Genomic DNA, 17824 nt, shown 5'->3' with positions numbered 1-17824 from the left:
ACCTGGAGTTGACAAAGTTCCACCCGCCGCGTTCTTGCCAGGTGCGCGGCGGGTGGCTTATCATAAGGGCATCCAAATGAGAAAGCGAGTGTTCTCCGATGACATTTTCCGAGAAATTGACGGGGCTGCGGCGGAAGTCCGGCATGAGCCAGGAGCAGCTGGCAGACCGCCTGGGGGTCACCCGGCAGTCTGTCAGCAAGTGGGAGGGCGGCACTGCCATGCCGGAACTTGTGAAGTTGATCTCCTTGTCAGAGCTGTTCGGCGTGTCCGTGGACTATCTGGTGAAGGACTGGATGGAGGAGCCGGACAATCCATGCGGCGGAAGCGGGGAAATCTCTTCCAAGCAGGCAGACCGGCTGGAAAAAAAGGTGGACGAGCTGACCAATTATGTGAAGGGCAGGGTCTACCGCTACGACAGCAAGACCCGGATCTTCGGCCTGCCCCTGGTGTCTATCCGGTTCGGCTTCGTCCGGAACGGGAAACTGTCCATGGATAACACGGCCAAGGGCATCATCGCCATCGGCAACTGCGCCATCGGCGTGGTGGCCATCGGCATCGTGGGGGTGGGCCTGTTCACCTTCGGCGTGCTGGCCATGGGAATGCTGTCCCTGGGCATCGTGGCGGGGGATTGGCGGCTTTCGGCGTGGCGGCCCTGGGGTATCTGGCCCTGGGGGTCAGCGCCGTGGGGGTCTATGCCGGCGGCGTGGCGGCCATTGCCGCCAAGATCGCCGTGGCGGTCTCCGCCGTGGCGCCCACCGCCGTGGGGGAGTTCGCCTCCGGCAGCCATGTGCTGCTGTGGGGAGACGGCCTGACGGCCCCGGAGGTCCAGACCTTTCTGCTGGAGCACCACCCGGACCTGTGGCGGCCCCTGCTGCGGCTGCTGACGGAGATCGGCGCCCATATCAAGTAAATCGCTGCCCAGTCTCATGCCGGCGAGCAAACATGGTCAATGTTTGCTCGCCGGCATACGGCTCTTCTCGGCATCAGTGGAGGGGGACAATCTGTGCACCTGTCAAAAGCGCCGGGGGTCCGGCGGTGGGGCATCCTGGGACTTTCCCAGGATCTCCTGCCGGATATATGCAAAGGCCGCGTCCTCGCCCTCATCCCGGAGCTTTAAAAGCATGGTCTCCAAAAGCGCTGCAGTGGCCGGGTGGATCAGCAGCCGCCGGTCCTTGCCCCGGAGATAGAACTGGTAAGGGTCACCGGGATTGAAATCCTTTCCCCGGTAGACCTTGCTGGCGGCCAGACGGTCGCAGAACATCTCCGCCACATATTTTCTCGGCATCTCCACACCTACGATCCCCTCGCCGGTGGGGCTGTAATCCGTCCAATACTCAAAGTGGTGGCGGTTGCGGCCCTTGTGGTGGAGCCAGGAGGCGCTGTATCCATGTTCCTTCCGCTGGGCGTCGTTTGGGCTGTGATCCCCCTGGAAGTATTTCACCCCGGCAAAGAACTCCACAGGGGCGTACTTGGACAGGTCATGGGTCAGGCCCTGCCAGTACAGCCCCAGGCGGAAGCAGTACTTCCGCACCAGTGCCCGGTGGCGGTTTATGGTCCGCAGATGGGCCCAGAAATGCAAGGAGATCACCCCGTTTCCAGTATCTTACGTTCCAGTATAGCACGGCAGGTGCAAAATGACGAGCAAATTTTTTGCATGGAATCCAACCTCCAGCAGACACTAGCCGGGAGGTGTTTTGATGGAGGGAGTTATCTTCTGCTGTCCCCCGGCGTGGAGAAAGCTGCTGCCGCCCGGCGTTCTGGGGGCGGAGCGGGCGGAGGCGCTGGCGGAACAGTATTGGCCACTGCTGGTCCTGACCCGCCGGGGGTGCGGGGAGCTGGGGGATACGGCCGCCCTGTGCCGGGTGCTGCTGGTGCCGGGGGACTGTACCGCGCCGCTGGAGCGCATCACGGCGGAGACGGTGGTCACCTATGGCCTGTCCTCCAGGGACGGTCTCACCCTGTCCAGCCTGGCGGAACCGGTCCTCTGCGTCCAGCGGCAGCTGCCTCGGCCGGGCGGCGGCGTGGTGGAGCCCCAGGAATTTCCCCTGCCGGAACTTCCGGCTCCTGCGGCGGAGCTGCTGCCGCTGCTGGGCCTGCGGCTGTTGCAGCTGCCACAGACAAGTGCCCCTTTGTGTGGTAGACTAAAAACAAAAAGGGGGGCTGCAACATGGCGTGGCATGAGATTCTGGCGACGGGGATCATTCTGGCGGGCACTGCGTTTTACTGTTGGGCGGCGTACAGCCGGAAGAGCGGACCTACCAGCTGCATCGGCTGTGGCAAGTGCGTGGCGGACGGCGTCTGCATTCTGACAGGAAAGAAGGTCCCGGGGATTTCCGGAGGCAAGGGAAAAAACCTGTGATTTTCCCGTTGACAACCGGGCAGAAACGTTTATAATAATTGTGTCTGAAAACAGCGAAAAGCTATGACAAAGCCAGCTTCGCGAGACCGGCCAAGCGAGAGGGGAGACGGTGCGAGCCCCTTGCCCACGCCGCGGAGCAGCCACTTTGGAGCGGCCTGCGGCGAGCGGGACGGCTCATCCCCGTTAGCGGATGACATGAGATGTCCCCATGGGACAGATCAGGGTGGTACCGTGGAAGTTCTTCCGCCCCTGACGTGCGTCAGGGGCGGTTTTTCTGCTTTAGAAAAGAGGGGATATACTGGTGTTCTTTCAGCGAGCCCAATCTCCGCACCCGTCCCGCCTGGGTGGCATCCAGATTTTTTCCGATTCAGAGGGGAGATTCCTTTTGTTTCCGGTGATCCGCAGCCGGAGCGGGCCTTCGCACATTCTTGCAGCGGTAAAGACCCTGTCCCCGCCGCTGACGGCTCCGGAGCTGGGGACGGCACTGCTGGCTCTGTGGGATCGATGGGAGGGCACTCCCTGCTGGGAGGAACTGCCGCCGGAGCTGACGGCGGTTCCCTTCTGGAAGGGAACCGCCCGGTCTTATCGGGCTTTCTTTCGGGCGCACCGGTTGATTGTCGCGGCGTTCGGACATCCGAACCCGGGAGACATCTCCTTGGCTTACTGGCCCCGGCATCTGGAGAACAACATCTGGGGCGTGGTCAAGGGACAGGTGGAGCTGCAGGTACGGCTGGACAGGGAACTGCCGGATCTGCCCCGGAAGATCGGCATGGCGGCCCGGCAGCTGCTGGCCGCGGCGGAGCTGACGGATCCCACCATGCCGGCGACTGGAAATAACAGGCGGTATTGCTTTTATTTATCATATATTATTGAGAATAAAAAGATATTTTTAGGAGGAAGAACATTTATGGCACATCCCACATACGGACTGAACGAGCTACGGGAGATGTTTCTCAAATTCTTTGAGACAAAAGAACACCTGCGGCTGCCCAGCTTTTCCCTGATTCCCCAGAACGACGCCAGCCTGCTGCTGATCAACTCCGGCATGGCGCCCATGAAGCCCTGGTTCACCGGGGAGGAGGAGCCCCCCCGCCACCGGGTCTGCACCTGCCAGAAGTGCATCCGCACCGGCGACATCGAGAACATCGGCAAGACCGCCCGCCACGGCACCTACTTCGAGATGCTGGGCAACTTCTCCTTCGGAGACTACTTCAAGCGGGACGCGATCCACTGGGCCTGGGAGTTCCTGACCTCTCCCGAATGGGTGGGTCTGGAGCCGGACCGGCTGTATCCCTCCGTGTTCGCCGGCAACGAGACCACCCCCGCCGACGATGAGGCCTTCGCCATCTGGCGGGACGAAATCGGCATCCCCGAGGATCGGATCTTCAAGTTCGGCAAGGAGGACAACTTCTGGGAGCACGGCTCCGGCCCCTGCGGCCCCTGCTCCGAGATCTACTATGACCGGGGCCCTGAGTGGGGCTGCGGAAAGCCCGGCTGCACCGTGGGCTGCGACTGCGACCGGTATATCGAGGTCTGGAACGTGGTGTTCTCCCAGTTCGACAACGACGGAGAGGGCCACTACACCGAGCTGAAGCAGAAGAACATCGACACTGGCATGGGCCTGGAGCGTTTGGCCTGCGTCAGCCAGAACGTGGCCAGTCTGTTCGACGTGGACACCGTCATGAACATCACCAACAAGGTCAGCGAGATCACCGGCGCCAAGTACGAGCAGAGCGACAAGATCGACGTCTCCCTGCGGGTCATCACCGACCATATCCGCTCCGCCACCTTCATGATCTGTGACGGTGTTCTGCCCAGCAACGAGGGCCGGGGCTATGTGCTGCGCCGCCTGCTGCGCCGGGCCGCCCGGCACGGCAAGCTGCTGGGAGTGAACCATCCCTTCTTATATGAGGTGTGCGACACCGTGGTCCATGAGAACGAGGGCCACTATCCCGAGCTGCGGGAGCGGCAAGCCTATATCACCAAGGTCATCCGCACGGAGGAGGAGAACTTCGCCAAGACCCTGGACGCCGGCATGAAGATCTATGACGATATGCTCTCCGCCCACAAGGCCCAGGGGGAGACCGTGTTCTCCGGCGCTGACGCCTTCAAGCTGTACGACACCTACGGCTTCCCCATCGACCTGACCGTGGAGATGGCGGAGGAGGCCGGCATGACCGTGGACCAGGAGGGCTTCAAGGCTCTGATGGAAGAGCAGAAGGTCCGCGCCCGCAAGGCCCGGGAGGCCCTGGGCGACCTGGGCTGGGCAGGCATCGAGTTCGGCAAGGACATGCCCGCCACGGAGTTCGTAGGCTATGATCGCTCCAGCGAGCAGGGCAGAGTCCTGGCCCTGGTGGCCGACGGGGAACTGCGGGACGAGCTGGCTCAGGGCGTGGAGGGCATCCTGGTGCTGGACCAGACGCCGTTCTATGCCGAGATGGGCGGCCAGGTGGGAGACCACGGCACCATTCAGGGACCCAACGGCACCTTCCAGGTGACGGATGTTCAGAAGAACAAGGGCGGCAAGTTCATGCACTCCGGCAAGGTGGTCTCCGGCACCCTCAGCGTGGGGGAGACCGTCACCGCATCCATCGACATGGAGCGCCGGAAGGCCATCATGCGGGCTCACAGCGCCACGCATCTGCTGGACGCTGCCCTGAAGAAGGTCCTGGGCGACCATGTGCATCAGGCGGGCTCCCTGGTGGAGCCGGACCGGCTGCGCTTTGACTTTACGCACTTTGAGGCTATCACCCCGGAGCAGCTGGCTCAGATCGACAAGCTGGTGAACGACGCCATCCTGGAGGGCTACCCCGTAGCGACGGAGGTGCTGCCCATCGAGGAGGCCAAAAAGAAGGGCGCCGTGGCCATGTTCGGTGAGAAGTACGGCGATATCGTCCGCGTGGTGGAGATGGGCGACTTCTCCATGGAGTTCTGCGGCGGCACCCATCTGGACAACACCGCCAAGGCCGGTCCCTTCCGCATCAAGTCCGAGGGCTCCGTCGCCTCGGGCGTCCGCCGGATCGAGGCCACGGTGGGCCGACTGAGCCTGGACACCATGAACCGGAATCAGGAGCTGCTGTTCCACGCCGCTCAAGTGCTGAAGACAACACCTGGTGAGCTGGCCGCCAAGGCGGAGCAGCAGGCAGCGGAGATGAAGGAGCTGCGCCATGAGCTGGAGAAGTTCAAGTCCGAGGCGTCCCTGGGCGAGGCCCGGCAATTCCTGACCGCCGCCAAGAACGTGGGCGGCCTGAAGGTCCTGACCGCTATCCGTAACGGCATGGATGCGAACGCCCTGCGGCAGATGGGCGATTTCCTGCGGGACAAGGCCCCGGATGTTGTGGCAGTGCTGGCTTCTGCCAATGGGGAGAAGATCACCTTCCTGGCAGTCTGCGGTCCCGAGGCGGTGAAGCGCGGCATCAAGGCCGGCGACCTGGTGAAGAGTGTCTGCGCCATCTGCGGCGGCAAGGGCGGCGGCAAGCCTGATAGCGCCATGGGCGGCGGCAGTGACCTGCTGAAGCTGGATGATGCACTGGCCACCGTGGATGATTTTGTGGCGGAAAAGCTGAAGTAAGCTGTAGATGACACCTTCCCCGGGGCCTCGCCGGGCAAAGGCCTGGCGGGAGCAGAGTGGAGTGGGAGAACTTTATGTCAACTCGAGAGGACGTCAAGACGTTTTTCGGCCTGCCTCTGGACTTCTCCATGCTGGAGCTGGAACCGGAGACAGACGCCGACCCGGTACGGTATTTCTGTACCCCGGAAAATGCCGAGATCATTGGCTGGGGCAGTTGCGGGACGCACTTCGTCCTCCTGCCGGGGGATGAGGCGGTGTACTGCGTGGAGCCGGAGCTGGCAGAAGAGGGCACCTTTGTGCTGCCGGTGGGGGCGGACTTCCGGGAGTTCCTTTCCCATCTGTTCTACTGCAAATGTACCAGTCCTCTGGCGCAGATCTTCATGCTGGACGCGACCCGGTTCCGGAAGCTTCTGGAGGACAACGATGCCAACACCTGGCCGGGCTGCGAGGAGGACTTCAAGAGCCGGGACGCATCCCTGGACCTGTTGGCGGAGACATTCCACATCCGGTCCCGGGACCCATTCCAGCGGGTGAAGGAGCTCCAGACGGGCTTTGACCCGTCGGTCCTGAATTTCTCCGACGCATATTATGACACACTGGGGTTAGAGAAGCCCAAGCGGGGGATGCAGAGGAAGGAAAAGCCCCTGTTTGAATTTCCACCTATCACATTTGATCTTTACCAGGAGGACGATCCATGAAAAAAGTCAAGATCACCGTCTTGAAAACCACCCTGGATGAAGAGCTGGCGGCGGAATACGGCGCTGAAGGGCTGGGCCCCTGCCCCATGCTGCGGGAAGGCCAGGTGTTCTACGCCGACTACGCCAAGCCGGATGGCCTCTGTGACGAGGCCTGGAAGGCTATCTATCAGTATGTGTTCGCCCTGGCCCACGGGGCGGGAGAGGGTCTGTTCTATTACGGCGACTGGATCCGCAGGCCCGGCGTGGCCATCTGCTCCTGCAACGATGGGCTCCGCCCCGTGATCTTCAAGCTGGAGACCACAGAGGAGGAAGCATCCGTCAACTACACACCCGTGCGGTAAAATTATTTACTTTCAGAATATCGCAAGTATTTTCCCTTTACAGAGAAAGGGGGCTGCCATGCTGCTGCCCAAGGACCCCTACATTCTTCTGAGCTTCCTCAACGCCCGCCTCCGGGACCAGTATGCGGACCTGGAGGATCTGTGCGCGTCCCTGGATGCGGACGAGCAGTCCCTGCGGGAGACGCTGGCGGGGGTTGACTATCGCTACGATCCCGTTTATCATCAGTTTATACCGATCACATCAAAGGAGGTTTGAAAATGTCCGATTGCCTATTCTGCAAGATCGTTGCCGGGGAGATCCCCAGCAGCAAGGTCTACGAGGACGACGTGTGCTACGCCTTCAATGACATTGATCCCCAGGCGCCCACCCACTTCCTGGTGGTACCCAAGGCCCACATTGGCTCTGTGTCTGAGATCACCGCGGACAACAGCACAGTGGTGGCTCATATCTTCGAGGTCATTGCCAAGCTGACAAAGGAAAAGGGGCTGGACAGCTACCGGGTGGTCTCCAACATCGGCGAGCAGGCGGGACAGAGCGTGTTTCATCTGCACTTCCATGTACTGAGCGGCAGAGATATGACGTGGCCTCCGGGCTGATGCCTGGGAGCCACGGCCCCGGCGGGGCCGCACGCGAGAGCGCGTGCAAGCGTTTTGCGAAGCAAAACCTTGGAGCGGGCGGGCTTTGCCTGCCCGCTCAAGTTTTATCCGGGGCCCCCACCGGGCTTGGCCAGGTGGGGAATGCAGGCGGGGCAGAGCGTGTTTCATCTGCACTTCCACGTACTGAGCGGCAGAGATATGACGTGGCCTCCGGGCTGATGCGGCCTTCGAGAGGGGCGGCTGTACCGCTGAGGCAAAATGATTTCAATTTCCTGATTTGCCGTCCGTTGGAGCATAAGAGAGCGCCGCGAGCTTTGCTCGCGGCGCTCTCTTACTGAATTAGAAGGGGGGGTTACAGCTCACCGCCGGAGAGGACCGGGGTCAGGTCCTCAAAGTTGGAGAAGCTGGGATAAGAGATGCGCACATCATCGCCGGTGGCGTTGACATCCATCTGCATATCCATCTGGAGCTTGGCAGTAATCTGCGCATTTTCGGTCTCCGTGACAGGCAGGCCCAGCACCAGATCCAGGTCGAAGTCCGCGGTGCAGGACTCCAGCTCTCCGTCGGAACCGACGGTGTAGACGTATGTGCAGCTCTGCAGATCTGCGGTGAGGTCCACCGGGCTCTCCATGGCGGCAAGCTCTTCCTGCAAGGCCGTCAGCAGATCCTCCAGAAGGCTGTTCAGGCTGTCATCCATCTTCATGGTGTATACGGTGCGGGAGCCCGTGCGGGAGACGTCGATGGAGTCGATCATGGGCAGCATCATGCTGTTCATCTGGCCGCTGATCTGCAGCATCTCCTGGTAAAACTCCGCGAACCCGTCCATGTTGCCAACCGGATATTTGTACCGGTCTGTGGTTCCGTCCATCTCCTCCTGGATATAGACCCAGCCGTCCTGCATCCACTCCTGAACAGAGACTTGATCCTGCATGGTCACATCGGGGCCGGCGCCTGCCGTGTTGGATTCCATGTTCATGTTCATGGAAATGGCCAGCTGGAGCGGGTCTTTCAGAATCATCTGGATGCGGCCGTTTCCGGAGACGGCCACGGACATGGTTTCGTGGATGGTCTCGGTCCCATCGGAGCCGTCAACGGCAATGTCCATCCCCATATTCATGGTATAGTCCGCGTCGATGCCGGTGGAGGAGGCCTGGCTGGCGGCGGTCAGGGCCCGGTAGGCCTCGATTTTCTCGGTAATGGGCCGGGCGGCCTCGGCGTCAATGGCGCCGCTCTCCACCAGGCTGGCCAGCAGATAGGTGCTGCCGTCCTTGAGATCAGCGCCCAGGGCCTGGTAGGTGACGGCAGCCAGATCGTCCCGCAGGAAGGGGGCGGCGTCCAGCATGGAGAGGTTGAACAGGCCGTGGAGCATGGCGAAGTCCAGCGTGTCTGCGTACAGGAAGTCCACGCCGTCCTCATAGCCTAGTGCCCGCAGCAGGAAGGCGCAATACATTTTTGCGCTGCACGGACTGGATGCGCCGAAAGTGGTGGCGGAGGTGCCGTTGGTGATGCCTTGGCTGTACAGCCAGGCGACGGAGGGGGCCGCGGTTTCGCTCACGTCGGTGAAGGGCATGGAGATCTCTCCCGCCTCATAGGCGGCTTTGGCCTCGTCCTCGGCGCCGTAGAGCCGCACCAGCATGATGGCGGCCTCGGAACGGGTAGGGGCGCGGTCCAGCTCAAAGCCGCCGGCGGTGCCCCGGAACACGCCGATGGCGGACAATTCCTCCGCAACGGAGTCGTAGGAAGAGGCGGAGGCGGTCCCGGCCATTGCCGCAGTCAGCAACAAGGTCGCGGCCAGTATGGTCAGAATGCGTTTCATGGTCAACGCTCCTCTCTTTTTTGGTGGAAGAATTTCCACTGATTACTGCTATCTTACGCCGGGCGGAGAGAGCCGTCAAGAGCAGGGAACATGATTTATGGAAAAAGGGCTGGTATTTCCCGCCGGTTCCCGGTATAATGTACCCAAATGGTTTCTCTTTCCCCATTTTTCCAAACAGCTGTGATCGGCTGGGGCGAGGCGGGAAAGCAGAATCATTGGGAGAAAGCGCGTCCGGCCAAAGGGCTGACACGGGGCAACGGAGCAGGTGCCGTGAATCCCGGCGGCCTATGCATGGATCCGGCGGAGAGAGCAAAATTGCGGCTCTTTTGCAGCCTGCCCGCTGTTCTGGGCAGCCGCTGGACGAGCTGTTTGGCAGGATGGAAAAGAGGAGAGACCATGCGCAAGCTGGCCGCGTTCACCGTGTCCTTCGCTCTGGGGATCTGTCTGGCCCAGTATCTGCTGCCGGAGAGGCTTCTTCTGCCCGTGGCGGCAGTTTTCTTTGCCGCGGCCTGCCTCGCCTTGCTGCTGCCGGGACTTTGGCGGAAGCGGGTGTTGCTGGTGGGCACGGGGCTGGCCCTGGCCCTGGGGTGGAACTGGCTGTACAGCTATGCTGTACGGGCGCCTCTTGCGGCCCTGTCCGGCAGCGAGGGCACCGCTTCCATGACTCTTTTGGAGTACGCCGTCCCCACGGACTACGGCGCCAAGGTGACAGTGAAGCTGGAGGGGGTTCCCCTGGGCAAGGTGGTCTGCTACGGCGGGGCGGACCTGCTGGACCTGGAGCCGGGCCAGACGGTGGCGGCACAGGTGAAATTTCAGGATTCCGCCCGGCTTCGGGAGGATACCATTACCAACTTCACCGCTCAGGGAGTGTTCCTGCTGGCCTACCAGCGGGGAGACGAGGCCGTCTACGGTGAGGGATCCGCCGGCTCGCCACGGTGGTGGCCCGCCCATGCGGCCCGGGCCATGCAGAACCGGGTGACGGCGCTGTTTGACGGAGATGAGGCCGCGTTCCTCAGCGCCATCCTCACCGGGGACACGTCCGGATTGTCGGAAGAAGCCCGGTCCGACCTGTCGGAGGCGGGACTCAGCCACATCCTGGCCGTGTCCGGGTTGCACTGCGGCTTTCTGATGACGCTGATTCTGCTGCTCACAGGACGGCACCGGCACCGTCTGGCGGCGGCGCTGGCGCTGCCCGTCCTGATGTTCTATACGCTGTTGACCGGGGCCAGTCCCTCGGTGGTCCGGGCCTGCATCATGGTGGTGTTCGTGCTGGCGGCACCCCTGTTTCAGCGGGACAGCGACCCGCCCACCACGCTGTCCGCCGCCCTGTTTTTGATCCTGCTGGCGAACCCCTTTGCGGCGGCCTCCATCAGTCTGCAGCTGTCCTTCGGAGCCATGGCGGGGCTTCTCTGGCTGACGCCGAAGCTCCAGGACCTGCTGTTGGGGGAGAGACCGAGTGGGAAGGTCTGCCGACTGCTGGTTTCCAGCCTGTCGGCCACCGTGGGGGCCATGGCATTCACGGTGCCCTTGTGCGCTGTCTACTTCGGGTCGCTGGTACTGATCTCTCCGGTAAGCAACCTGCTGTGCCTGACAGCCTCCAGCCTTGTGTTCACGCTGGGGCTTGGGGCAGTCCTGGCGAGCTTCCTCTGGGTGCCTCTGGGGACGGTGATCGGCTTCGTGCCGGCTTTGCTGACCCGGTATATCCTCTGGATATCCGGGGTTCTGGCGTCTGTCCCCCACCACGCCCTGTACTTCACCAACCCGTATCTGAAATACTGGCTGGTATTTCTGTATGTCCTCTTCGCCGCGGCCTTTTTCCTGCGGCCCAAGGCCCGGCGGAAGTATGCCGTGGCGGGTGTGCTGGCGGCGGTATCCCTGGCGGTGACGGTGCGGCTGGGCGCGCCCCACTACACCCGGGGCGGCCTGGACGCCTATGTGCTGGACGTGGGGCAGGGGGAGAGCGTGCTGCTGACCTCCGGCGGGAAATTTGCCCTGGTGGACTGCGGCAGCCGCAACAGCTGGTACGACGCCGGCGGCATCGCGGCGGATCACCTGGCCACCATGGGCTGCGGGACGCTGGACTATCTGATTCTGACCCACTATGACTACGATCACATCTCCGGCGTGGCGGAGCTGCTGGCAAGAGCGCGGGTGGACACTCTGCTCCTGCCGGACGTGTCCGACGATGCAGGGGCGCGGTTCCGGGTGGAGCTGGCCGCCCGGAACCACGGCGTGGACATTCAATACGTGGAGGCGGAGACGGTTTACACCCTGGGGGAGAGCAGCCTCACCATCTACCCGCCGGGGGACGTGGAGGGCGACAACGAACAGGGGCTGGCCGTCCTGTGCACCTATGGCGACTACGACCTGCTGATTACCGGGGACCGGAACATGGCGGCGGAGCGGCAGCTGATCGCCGACCATGATCTGCCCGACATCGAGGCCCTGGTAGTAGGCCACCACGGCTCCAAATCCTCCACCTCGAAGGAGTTGCTGGAGGCCCTGACGCCGGAGACGGGCATCATCAGCGTGGGGGACAACAGCTACGGCCACCCCACGGAGGACGCCCTCCGCCGCCTGGTGCTGGCAGACGTGGAGATCTACCGGACGGACAAGCAGGGTACCGTCCATCTATCTGTGAATTGAGGAGACACCATGGCATACGCGAAAAAGACATCCAAGGCCAACGAGGCCTTTCAGAAACTGAAAAACGACCTGGCCGCGGGAACGGCGGGGAACGCCTACATCTTCTACGGGGAGGAGACGTATCTCCGGGAGTACTATCTCAAAGAGCTGCGGAAGAAGCTGGTCCCCGCCGGGTTTGAGGAGTTCAACTACCACACCCTGGAGGGGAAGGACCTGACGGTCCAGACCCTGGCAGAGACGGCGGAGGCCATGCCCATGATGGCGGAGCGGACGCTGATTGTGGTGTCGGACTTCGACCTGTTCAAGCTGAACGAGGAGCAGCGGGAAAAGCTGATCGCCTTTTTGGAGGATGTGCCGCCCTACTGCTGCGTGGTGTTCCTCTACGACACGGTGGAATACAAGCCCAACCGCACCATGAAGAAGCTGTACAAGGCCGTCACCGACCACGTGGAAGCGGTGGAGTTCCGTCCGGCGGACAACAGCGACCTGGTGGTGTGGATCGCCCGGCGGTTCAAGGCCCTGGGGAAGGAGATCGACCGTCAGACGGCGGAGTACCTGATCTTCACCTGCGGCGGTCTGATGACGGGGCTGGTGCCGGAGATCGCAAAGATCGGCGCCTATGCCAAAGGCAGGGCCATCACCCAGAAGGACATCGACGCTGTGGCGGATCCGGTGCTGTCGGCGGAGGTGTTCCGCCTGTCCGACGCGGTGCTCCAGGGGAATTACGACGGGGCGGCCCGCATCCTGGGGGATCTGCTGAAAATGCAGACAGAGCCCATCATGATCCTGGCGGCTTTGGGCAGCCAGCTCCGGCGCATCTATACCGCCCGGATGGCCATTGACAGCGGCAAGGACAAGTACTGGCTCATGGAGCTGTGGGAGATGAAGAGCGACTATCCGGCCAAACTCCTGCTCTCCGCCGCCAAAAAGACCACGGCCGCCTGGTGCGCCGACGCGGTGCAGATGTGCCAGGTGCTGGACCGGCGGATGAAGAGCGAGAAGGGCGTGGACGCCGTGGGCGAGCTGAAGCTGCTGCTGGTGCGTCTGGGGGCGCAGCGGCGATGAAGAAAGCGATCCGAGAGGTCATTGTGGTAGAGGGCCGCTACGACAAAAACGCCCTCAGTCAGGTGGTGGACGCTACCATCATCACACTGGGCGGCTTCGCCGTGTTCAACGACCGGGAGAAGCTGGCCTTTCTCCGCCGCCTGGCGGAGCAGAGGGGGCTCATCGTGCTGACGGACAGCGATGGGGCAGGGTTCGTCATCCGGAACTATCTGAAGGGTGCCCTCCCACAGGATCGGGTGAAGCAGGCATATATCCCGGACATCCCAGGCAAGGAGCGCCGCAAGCGGACCCCCGGCAAAGAGGGCAAGCTGGGCGTGGAGGGTATGAGGCCCGCCGTGCTGCTGGAGGCCCTGCGCCGGGCGGGCGCCACCTTCGCCGACGAGGGGGCGACGGAGTGTCCGGGAGACCCTATCACCAAGGCGGATCTGTTCGCCCTGGGCCTCACCGGCGGAACCGACAGCGCCGCGAAGCGCCGGGCGCTGCTGAAGCAGCTGGACCTGCCGGAGCACCTGACGCCCAACGGCATGTTAGAGGCGTTGAACCTGTTATACAGCCGGGAGGAGTTCCTTTCCCGAATGGTGAAAACTCAGTAAAAAGCGGGAGGAAGCCGGGCCATCGACAGGGTTCGACAGCATTCCCCCAAACGGCAGTGCTACAATTTTTTTGTTCGTGTGTGACAACAGACAGAAGGAGGAAATCGAGGTGCGGGCCTTCCTGGTAGGAAGAAGGCCGTGCCGCGGCGTACCGGTGGACTACTTTCTGCTGGTGGAGGAGTGGGACGCCCTCTGGGAGTGCTACGGCATCCGCGTGGAGAGCGGCGGGGAGCGGACGGAGATCCCGGGGATCACCGCCTCGCAGTCTGGGATCCTGTCGCTGCTGTCCAAGCTGATGCGGGGGAGCGTGACGCCCGTCGCGGCGCGGGATGTGGTGGAGGACTGGTTGCTGGAATAGCGTGCAGTCCGGCCGTAAAAAGGAGTCCGGAGAGGATGCAGGGTGTGCATTCTCTCCGGACTCTTTTTACAAATTTCAGGGCGCTTTTGCCAACGCCGCCAGAACGGCGGACAGGAGCGGGCACAGGACCAGTCCCGCCGCCAGCAGCCGTCCCCGGCGGGAAGCGAACGTCACGCCCTTCCGTCCCGCCCGTTCCGCCAGCAGCCCCATGGGGAGGGACAGCAGATAGATGCATCCCCAGAAGGCCCAGCCGTAGTGCCCGTGTCCCATGGCCGCTCCCGGCGGGTGGGGCCCCAGAACCAGCCCCATCAAAAATCCGATGAGAAAATAGGCGCAGGTGGTGCAGGAGAGCCGGTACCACCCCAGCAGCGCCGTCAGGGCGGAGAGGGCCATGGCCCACCAGAAGAGACCGCTGCTGAGGAGCCAGCCGTAGAGATAGCTCTCCCCGCCGCTGGGCCGCTCCCACAGCAGCCAGCCCAGCAGGGAGCTGTCCTCCAGGGGGCACCAGAGGATGCGGCCCAGCAGGTAAAAGACAAGATACCCCGCAGTCACCGCCAGAGCCGCCAGGACCCGGGGACGCCAGCGGATCCGGGACCACAGGGGTGGAGGTGCCTCTGCCGCCGGAGCGTCCGCCCCCTCTGATGGGAGCAGCAGGTCCACCGTGGTGCCGAAGAGCTCCGCCAGGCGGAAGAGGTTCTCCGTGCTGGGGGCGCTCTGGCCGGACTCCCATTTGGTAACCGCCTGGCGGCTGACATCCATCCGGCGGGCCAGAGCCTCCTGGGACAAGCCTGCCCGTCGGCGGTGTTCCCTGATCCGCTGACCCAGCGTGGTCATGGACACACCTCCTTTCAGACTTTATGCTACCAGAATTCAACTCCTTTGACCACCAACTATCCGGCAACAATCGGTTGCGGCGGCGGAAAAGGGCAGCTTTACCGCTTCAGCAGCCGCCGTAGAGAAGCGGCGTCCAGCAGGTTCACCGTCTGGAAGGCACCGCCGTAAAACACGGCGTAGTTGTTGAACACGCAGGGAAGGGCCTTGGCCTTCTCCAATGTGTCCACAGGCACCAGAGAATACGGAGCCCCGGCCTCTCCACACACCTGCCGGATGATCTCCAGGCTGTTGACCGCATAGGGACACTGGTCACTGTAATAAATCGTCAGCGCCTTTTCCTCGATGGTCCCCGCCCTGGCTTGGTCCGTAAAGCGGGGGAGGGTACCGTCGAAGGATCGGGCCAGCAGGGTGTAGCCATAGCCCGTTTCATCCACCGTCTCAAAGCCGTACTTCCGGGCGAAGGACTGGTCGGAGAGCCAGGCCTTCTGTTTTTCCGCCCCCAGCATGCAGATGCCGGATTTTCCCCGGTCCCGGGCGTCCGCCAGGCAGTGCTCCATCAGCGCCCGGCCGTACCCCTTGCCCTTGTATGCACCGGCCACCCAGAGGCAGTAGAGGTACAGATAGTTGTCCCCCTCTACAGGGACCCAGGCGGTCTCCAAAGGGGCGTACTCGATAAAGACCTTTTCCTTGACATCCAGTTTCCGGAAGACGTGCCCCTCCGGCAGGCGGTCCACCAGCCATCGGCGTTTAGCCTCCACGCCGGGGTGGGGCTTTTTGCTGCGGATGATGCAGCACAGGTGCTGATCGGCGATGTTTTCCGCCGTCAGATCGATGAATCCCGGTTCCATACAGACGCTCTCTTTCCGCCGGAGACGCCGGCCTTTTTTTCGTATCGTACCAGATCCGGCGAAAGAACGCAACTGTCCTGCCGGTTCGCCAAAGGCGCTGCCAGCGGCAGGTTTATCTTAATGATACGGTGCCGGCGCATCCCGCTTTTGGGCATTGAGGAGAGGTCAATCTCCGTTTTGTGAATATGTGATCGCTTTTGACATATTCCCGCATACAGACAAGTTTTTGCTGTCCCCATGCCGCCAATGGCCGTCTAAAACAACGTATTGCATTTCCCCGTCAGATTTTGTATAATAAATATCCTAACGTGTACGCATACCAACGATACACTGCGCGAGAGGGAGGAATGACAGCGCATGGCAGAGGAGATCAAGCTGACGCAGGACGAGGCGCCGGAGAGCCGGAACTTTATCCACGCTTTCATCGAGGAGGACATCGGCCCCGGCGGCCAGTTCGAGGGGATGACCGTCCACACCCGGTTCCCGCCGGAGCCCAACGGCTACCTGCACATCGGGCACTGCAAGGCGCTGACCATCGACTTCGGCACGGCGGAGAAGTTCGGCGGCCTGTGCAACCTGCGGATGGATGACACGAACCCCACCAAGGAGGACGAGGAATTCGTAGACGCCATTCAGCAGGACATTCACTGGCTGGGCTTTGACTGGGGCGACCGGTTCTTCTACGGCTCGGATTACTTTGACGAGGATTATCGTCAGGCGGTGGGCCTCATCAAGAAGGGCCTGGCTTATGTCTGCGAGCTGACGCCGGAGCAGTTCAAGGAGTACCGGGGAGATACCACCACTCCGGCCCGCTCCCCCTGGCGGGACCGGCCCATCGAGGAGAGCCTGGACCTGTTCGAGCGGATGAAGAACGGCGAGTTCCCGGAGGGCAAGTACACCCTGCGGGCCAAGATCGACCTGGCCAGCGGCAACTTCAATATGCGGGACCCGGTGCTCTACCGGATCAACTACCTGCCCCATCACCGACAGGGGAACAAGTGGTGCATCTATCCCATGTACGACTTCGCCCACCCCATTCAGGACGCGCTGGAGGGCATCACCCACTCCCTCTGCTCCCTGGAGTTTGAAAACCACCGCCCCCTATACAACTGGGTGGTAGAGCACTGTGACCTGCCCAGCCATCCCCGGCAGATCGAGTTCGCCCGCCTGGGCATCGACCACACGGTGCTCTCCAAGCGCAAGCTCCGCAAGCTGGTGGAGGAGGGGAGGGTCTCCGGCTGGGACGATCCCCGGATGCCCACGCTCTGCGGCCTGCGCCGCCGGGGCTATACGCCCCGGTCTATCCGGAACTTCTGTGAGCGCATCGGTGTGGCAAAGTCTGCCAACGTGGTGGAATACGGCTTCCTGGAGCACTGCCTGCGGGAGGACCTGAACGAGACCGCCCAGCGGACCATGGCGGTGATCCGGCCCATCAGGCTGACCATCACCAACTATCCGGAGGGGAAAAGTGAGACTGTTACCGTGGAGAACAACCCCCTGGACCCCGCCGCCGGCACCCGGGAGATCGCCTTCTCCCGCAACCTCTGGATCGAGTCCGACGATTTCCTGGAGACCCCGGTGCCCAAGTACAAGCGGCTCTACCCCAATGGACCGGAGTGCCGCCTGAAAGGGGCCTATCTCATCCGCTGCACCGGCTGCGTGAAGGACGAGAACGGCAGCGTCACCGAGGTGCTGGCGGAGTACGACCCGGAGAGCCGGGGCGGCGACCCCGCTGACGGCCGGAAGGTGAGGGGTGCCACCATCCATTGGGTGGATGCCGCCACCGCCATCGACGCGGAGGTGCGGCTGTACGACAACCTGTTCACCGACGCGGACCCGGACGCGGCCGACAAGAACTTCCTGGAGTGCCTGAACCCCAACTCCCTGGAGGTCCTCACCGGCTGCAAGGTGGAGCCTTCCCTGGCGGATGCCGCAGCTCCCGCCAGCTTCCAGTTCATGCGCCTGGGCTACTTCTGCCTGGACAGCAAGGACTCCAAGCCCGGCCATCTGGTGTTCAACCGATCTGTGAGCTTGAAGGACAGCTTCAAGAAATAAGCATACAAAAAGACCGCCGAAGGGCGGTCTTTTTGTATGCGCT

General features: G+C 62.5%; 17 protein-coding genes and 1 pseudogene. 14 read left to right on the top strand and 4 right to left on the bottom strand.

Annotation, left to right across the window (positions count from 1 at the left end):
- Positions 1–98 precede the first annotated feature (98 nt).
- Both EIO64_RS00650 and EIO64_RS00645 read left to right on the top strand, forming a co-directional pair.
- Entirely contained in the window at positions 99–812 is a 714-nt protein-coding gene (locus EIO64_RS00650) for a helix-turn-helix domain-containing protein (protein ID WP_249390748.1), read from the top strand.
- Positions 761–910 (top strand): hypothetical protein, encoded by a 150-nt coding sequence (locus EIO64_RS00645; RefSeq protein ID WP_249390747.1) that lies wholly within the window; start codon positions 761–763, stop codon positions 908–910. The genes EIO64_RS00650 and EIO64_RS00645 overlap by 52 nt, the downstream gene beginning before the upstream one ends.
- Before the next feature lie 102 nt (positions 911–1012).
- Here the strand turns inward: EIO64_RS00645 and EIO64_RS00640 are convergent, their stop codons facing one another.
- Positions 1013–1588 carry a DUF5662 family protein gene (locus EIO64_RS00640; RefSeq protein ID WP_025544735.1) on the bottom strand — a complete coding sequence of 192 codons (576 nt, stop codon included), beginning with the start codon at positions 1586–1588 and terminating at the stop codon, positions 1013–1015.
- A gap of 109 nt (positions 1589–1697) precedes the next feature.
- Between EIO64_RS00640 and EIO64_RS00635 the strand changes: the two genes are divergently transcribed.
- The 7 genes and pseudogenes from EIO64_RS00635 to EIO64_RS00605 form a co-directional block, all read left to right on the top strand.
- Positions 1698–2309, top strand: a complete 612-nt coding sequence (locus EIO64_RS00635) for a hypothetical protein (protein WP_136890652.1) — start codon at positions 1698–1700, stop codon at positions 2307–2309.
- Between the two features lie 957 nt (positions 2310–3266).
- Entirely contained in the window at positions 3267–5930 is a 2664-nt protein-coding gene (gene alaS, locus EIO64_RS00630; protein WP_119311039.1) for an alanine--tRNA ligase, read from the top strand.
- Positions 5931–6004: 74 nt separating this feature from the next.
- Positions 6005–6628 carry a hypothetical protein gene (locus tag EIO64_RS00625; RefSeq protein WP_119311038.1) on the top strand — a complete coding sequence of 208 codons (624 nt, stop codon included), beginning with the start codon at positions 6005–6007 and terminating at the stop codon, positions 6626–6628.
- Positions 6625–6969 (top strand): TIGR04076 family protein, encoded by a 345-nt coding sequence (locus tag EIO64_RS00620; RefSeq protein ID WP_119311037.1) that lies wholly within the window; start codon positions 6625–6627, stop codon positions 6967–6969. Before EIO64_RS00625 ends, EIO64_RS00620 begins: the two co-directional genes overlap by 4 nt.
- A gap of 58 nt (positions 6970–7027) precedes the next feature.
- On the top strand, positions 7028–7225 hold the full coding sequence (locus EIO64_RS00615; protein WP_025544731.1) for a DUF4250 domain-containing protein: 198 nt from the start codon (positions 7028–7030) through the stop codon (positions 7223–7225).
- Between the two features lie 2 nt (positions 7226–7227).
- Positions 7228–7566, top strand: coding sequence for a histidine triad nucleotide-binding protein (locus EIO64_RS00610; RefSeq protein ID WP_021749307.1), 339 nt, complete (start codon positions 7228–7230; stop codon positions 7564–7566).
- Between the two features lie 138 nt (positions 7567–7704).
- Positions 7705–7785 (top strand): annotated as a pseudogene (locus EIO64_RS00605) (HIT domain-containing protein); the annotation flags it as partial.
- A gap of 133 nt (positions 7786–7918) precedes the next feature.
- On the opposite strand, the gene EIO64_RS00600 reads toward EIO64_RS00605, so the two are convergent.
- Positions 7919–9382 (bottom strand): S-layer homology domain-containing protein, encoded by a 1464-nt coding sequence (locus EIO64_RS00600; RefSeq protein WP_136890651.1) that lies wholly within the window; start codon positions 9380–9382, stop codon positions 7919–7921.
- A 396-nt stretch (positions 9383–9778) separates the two neighbouring features.
- On the opposite strand from EIO64_RS00600, the gene EIO64_RS00595 reads away from it, so the two are divergent.
- From EIO64_RS00595 to EIO64_RS00580, 4 genes are all read left to right on the top strand, one after another.
- Positions 9779–12028, top strand: a complete 2250-nt coding sequence (locus tag EIO64_RS00595; RefSeq protein ID WP_119311035.1) for a DNA internalization-related competence protein ComEC/Rec2 — start codon at positions 9779–9781, stop codon at positions 12026–12028.
- 9 nt (positions 12029–12037) lie between these two features.
- A complete protein-coding gene (holA, locus tag EIO64_RS00590) occupies positions 12038–13093 on the top strand; it encodes a DNA polymerase III subunit delta (RefSeq protein WP_021749854.1) in 1056 nt (351 codons plus the stop codon).
- Complete coding sequence (locus tag EIO64_RS00585) at positions 13090–13686, top strand: ribonuclease M5 (RefSeq protein ID WP_136890650.1); 597 nt, start codon at positions 13090–13092, stop codon at positions 13684–13686. Before holA ends, EIO64_RS00585 begins: the two co-directional genes overlap by 4 nt.
- A 76-nt stretch (positions 13687–13762) precedes the next feature.
- A complete protein-coding gene (locus EIO64_RS00580; RefSeq protein WP_145985076.1) occupies positions 13763–14044 on the top strand; it encodes a DUF6514 family protein in 282 nt (93 codons plus the stop codon).
- Positions 14045–14119: 75 nt separating this feature from the next.
- Here EIO64_RS00580 and EIO64_RS00575 read toward each other — a convergent pair whose 3' ends face one another.
- Positions 14120–14878 carry a helix-turn-helix transcriptional regulator gene (locus tag EIO64_RS00575; protein WP_136890649.1) on the bottom strand — a complete coding sequence of 253 codons (759 nt, stop codon included), beginning with the start codon at positions 14876–14878 and terminating at the stop codon, positions 14120–14122.
- Between the two features lie 98 nt (positions 14879–14976).
- Positions 14977–15726 carry a GNAT family N-acetyltransferase gene (locus EIO64_RS00570; protein ID WP_136890648.1) on the bottom strand — a complete coding sequence of 250 codons (750 nt, stop codon included), beginning with the start codon at positions 15724–15726 and terminating at the stop codon, positions 14977–14979.
- 357 nt (positions 15727–16083) lie between these two features.
- Here EIO64_RS00570 and EIO64_RS00565 point away from each other — a divergent pair, with 357 nt between their 5' ends.
- On the top strand, positions 16084–17781 hold the full coding sequence (locus EIO64_RS00565) for a glutamine--tRNA ligase/YqeY domain fusion protein (RefSeq protein WP_021749860.1): 1698 nt from the start codon (positions 16084–16086) through the stop codon (positions 17779–17781).
- Positions 17782–17824 lie beyond the last annotated feature (43 nt).

The organism is Dysosmobacter welbionis, assembly GCF_005121165.3.
GTDB classification, from domain to species: Bacteria; Bacillota; Clostridia; order Oscillospirales; family Oscillospiraceae; genus Oscillibacter; species Oscillibacter welbionis.
Note: the sequence above shows the minus strand (reverse complement) of the source record. Positions and strands in the feature narration are given on the sequence as shown.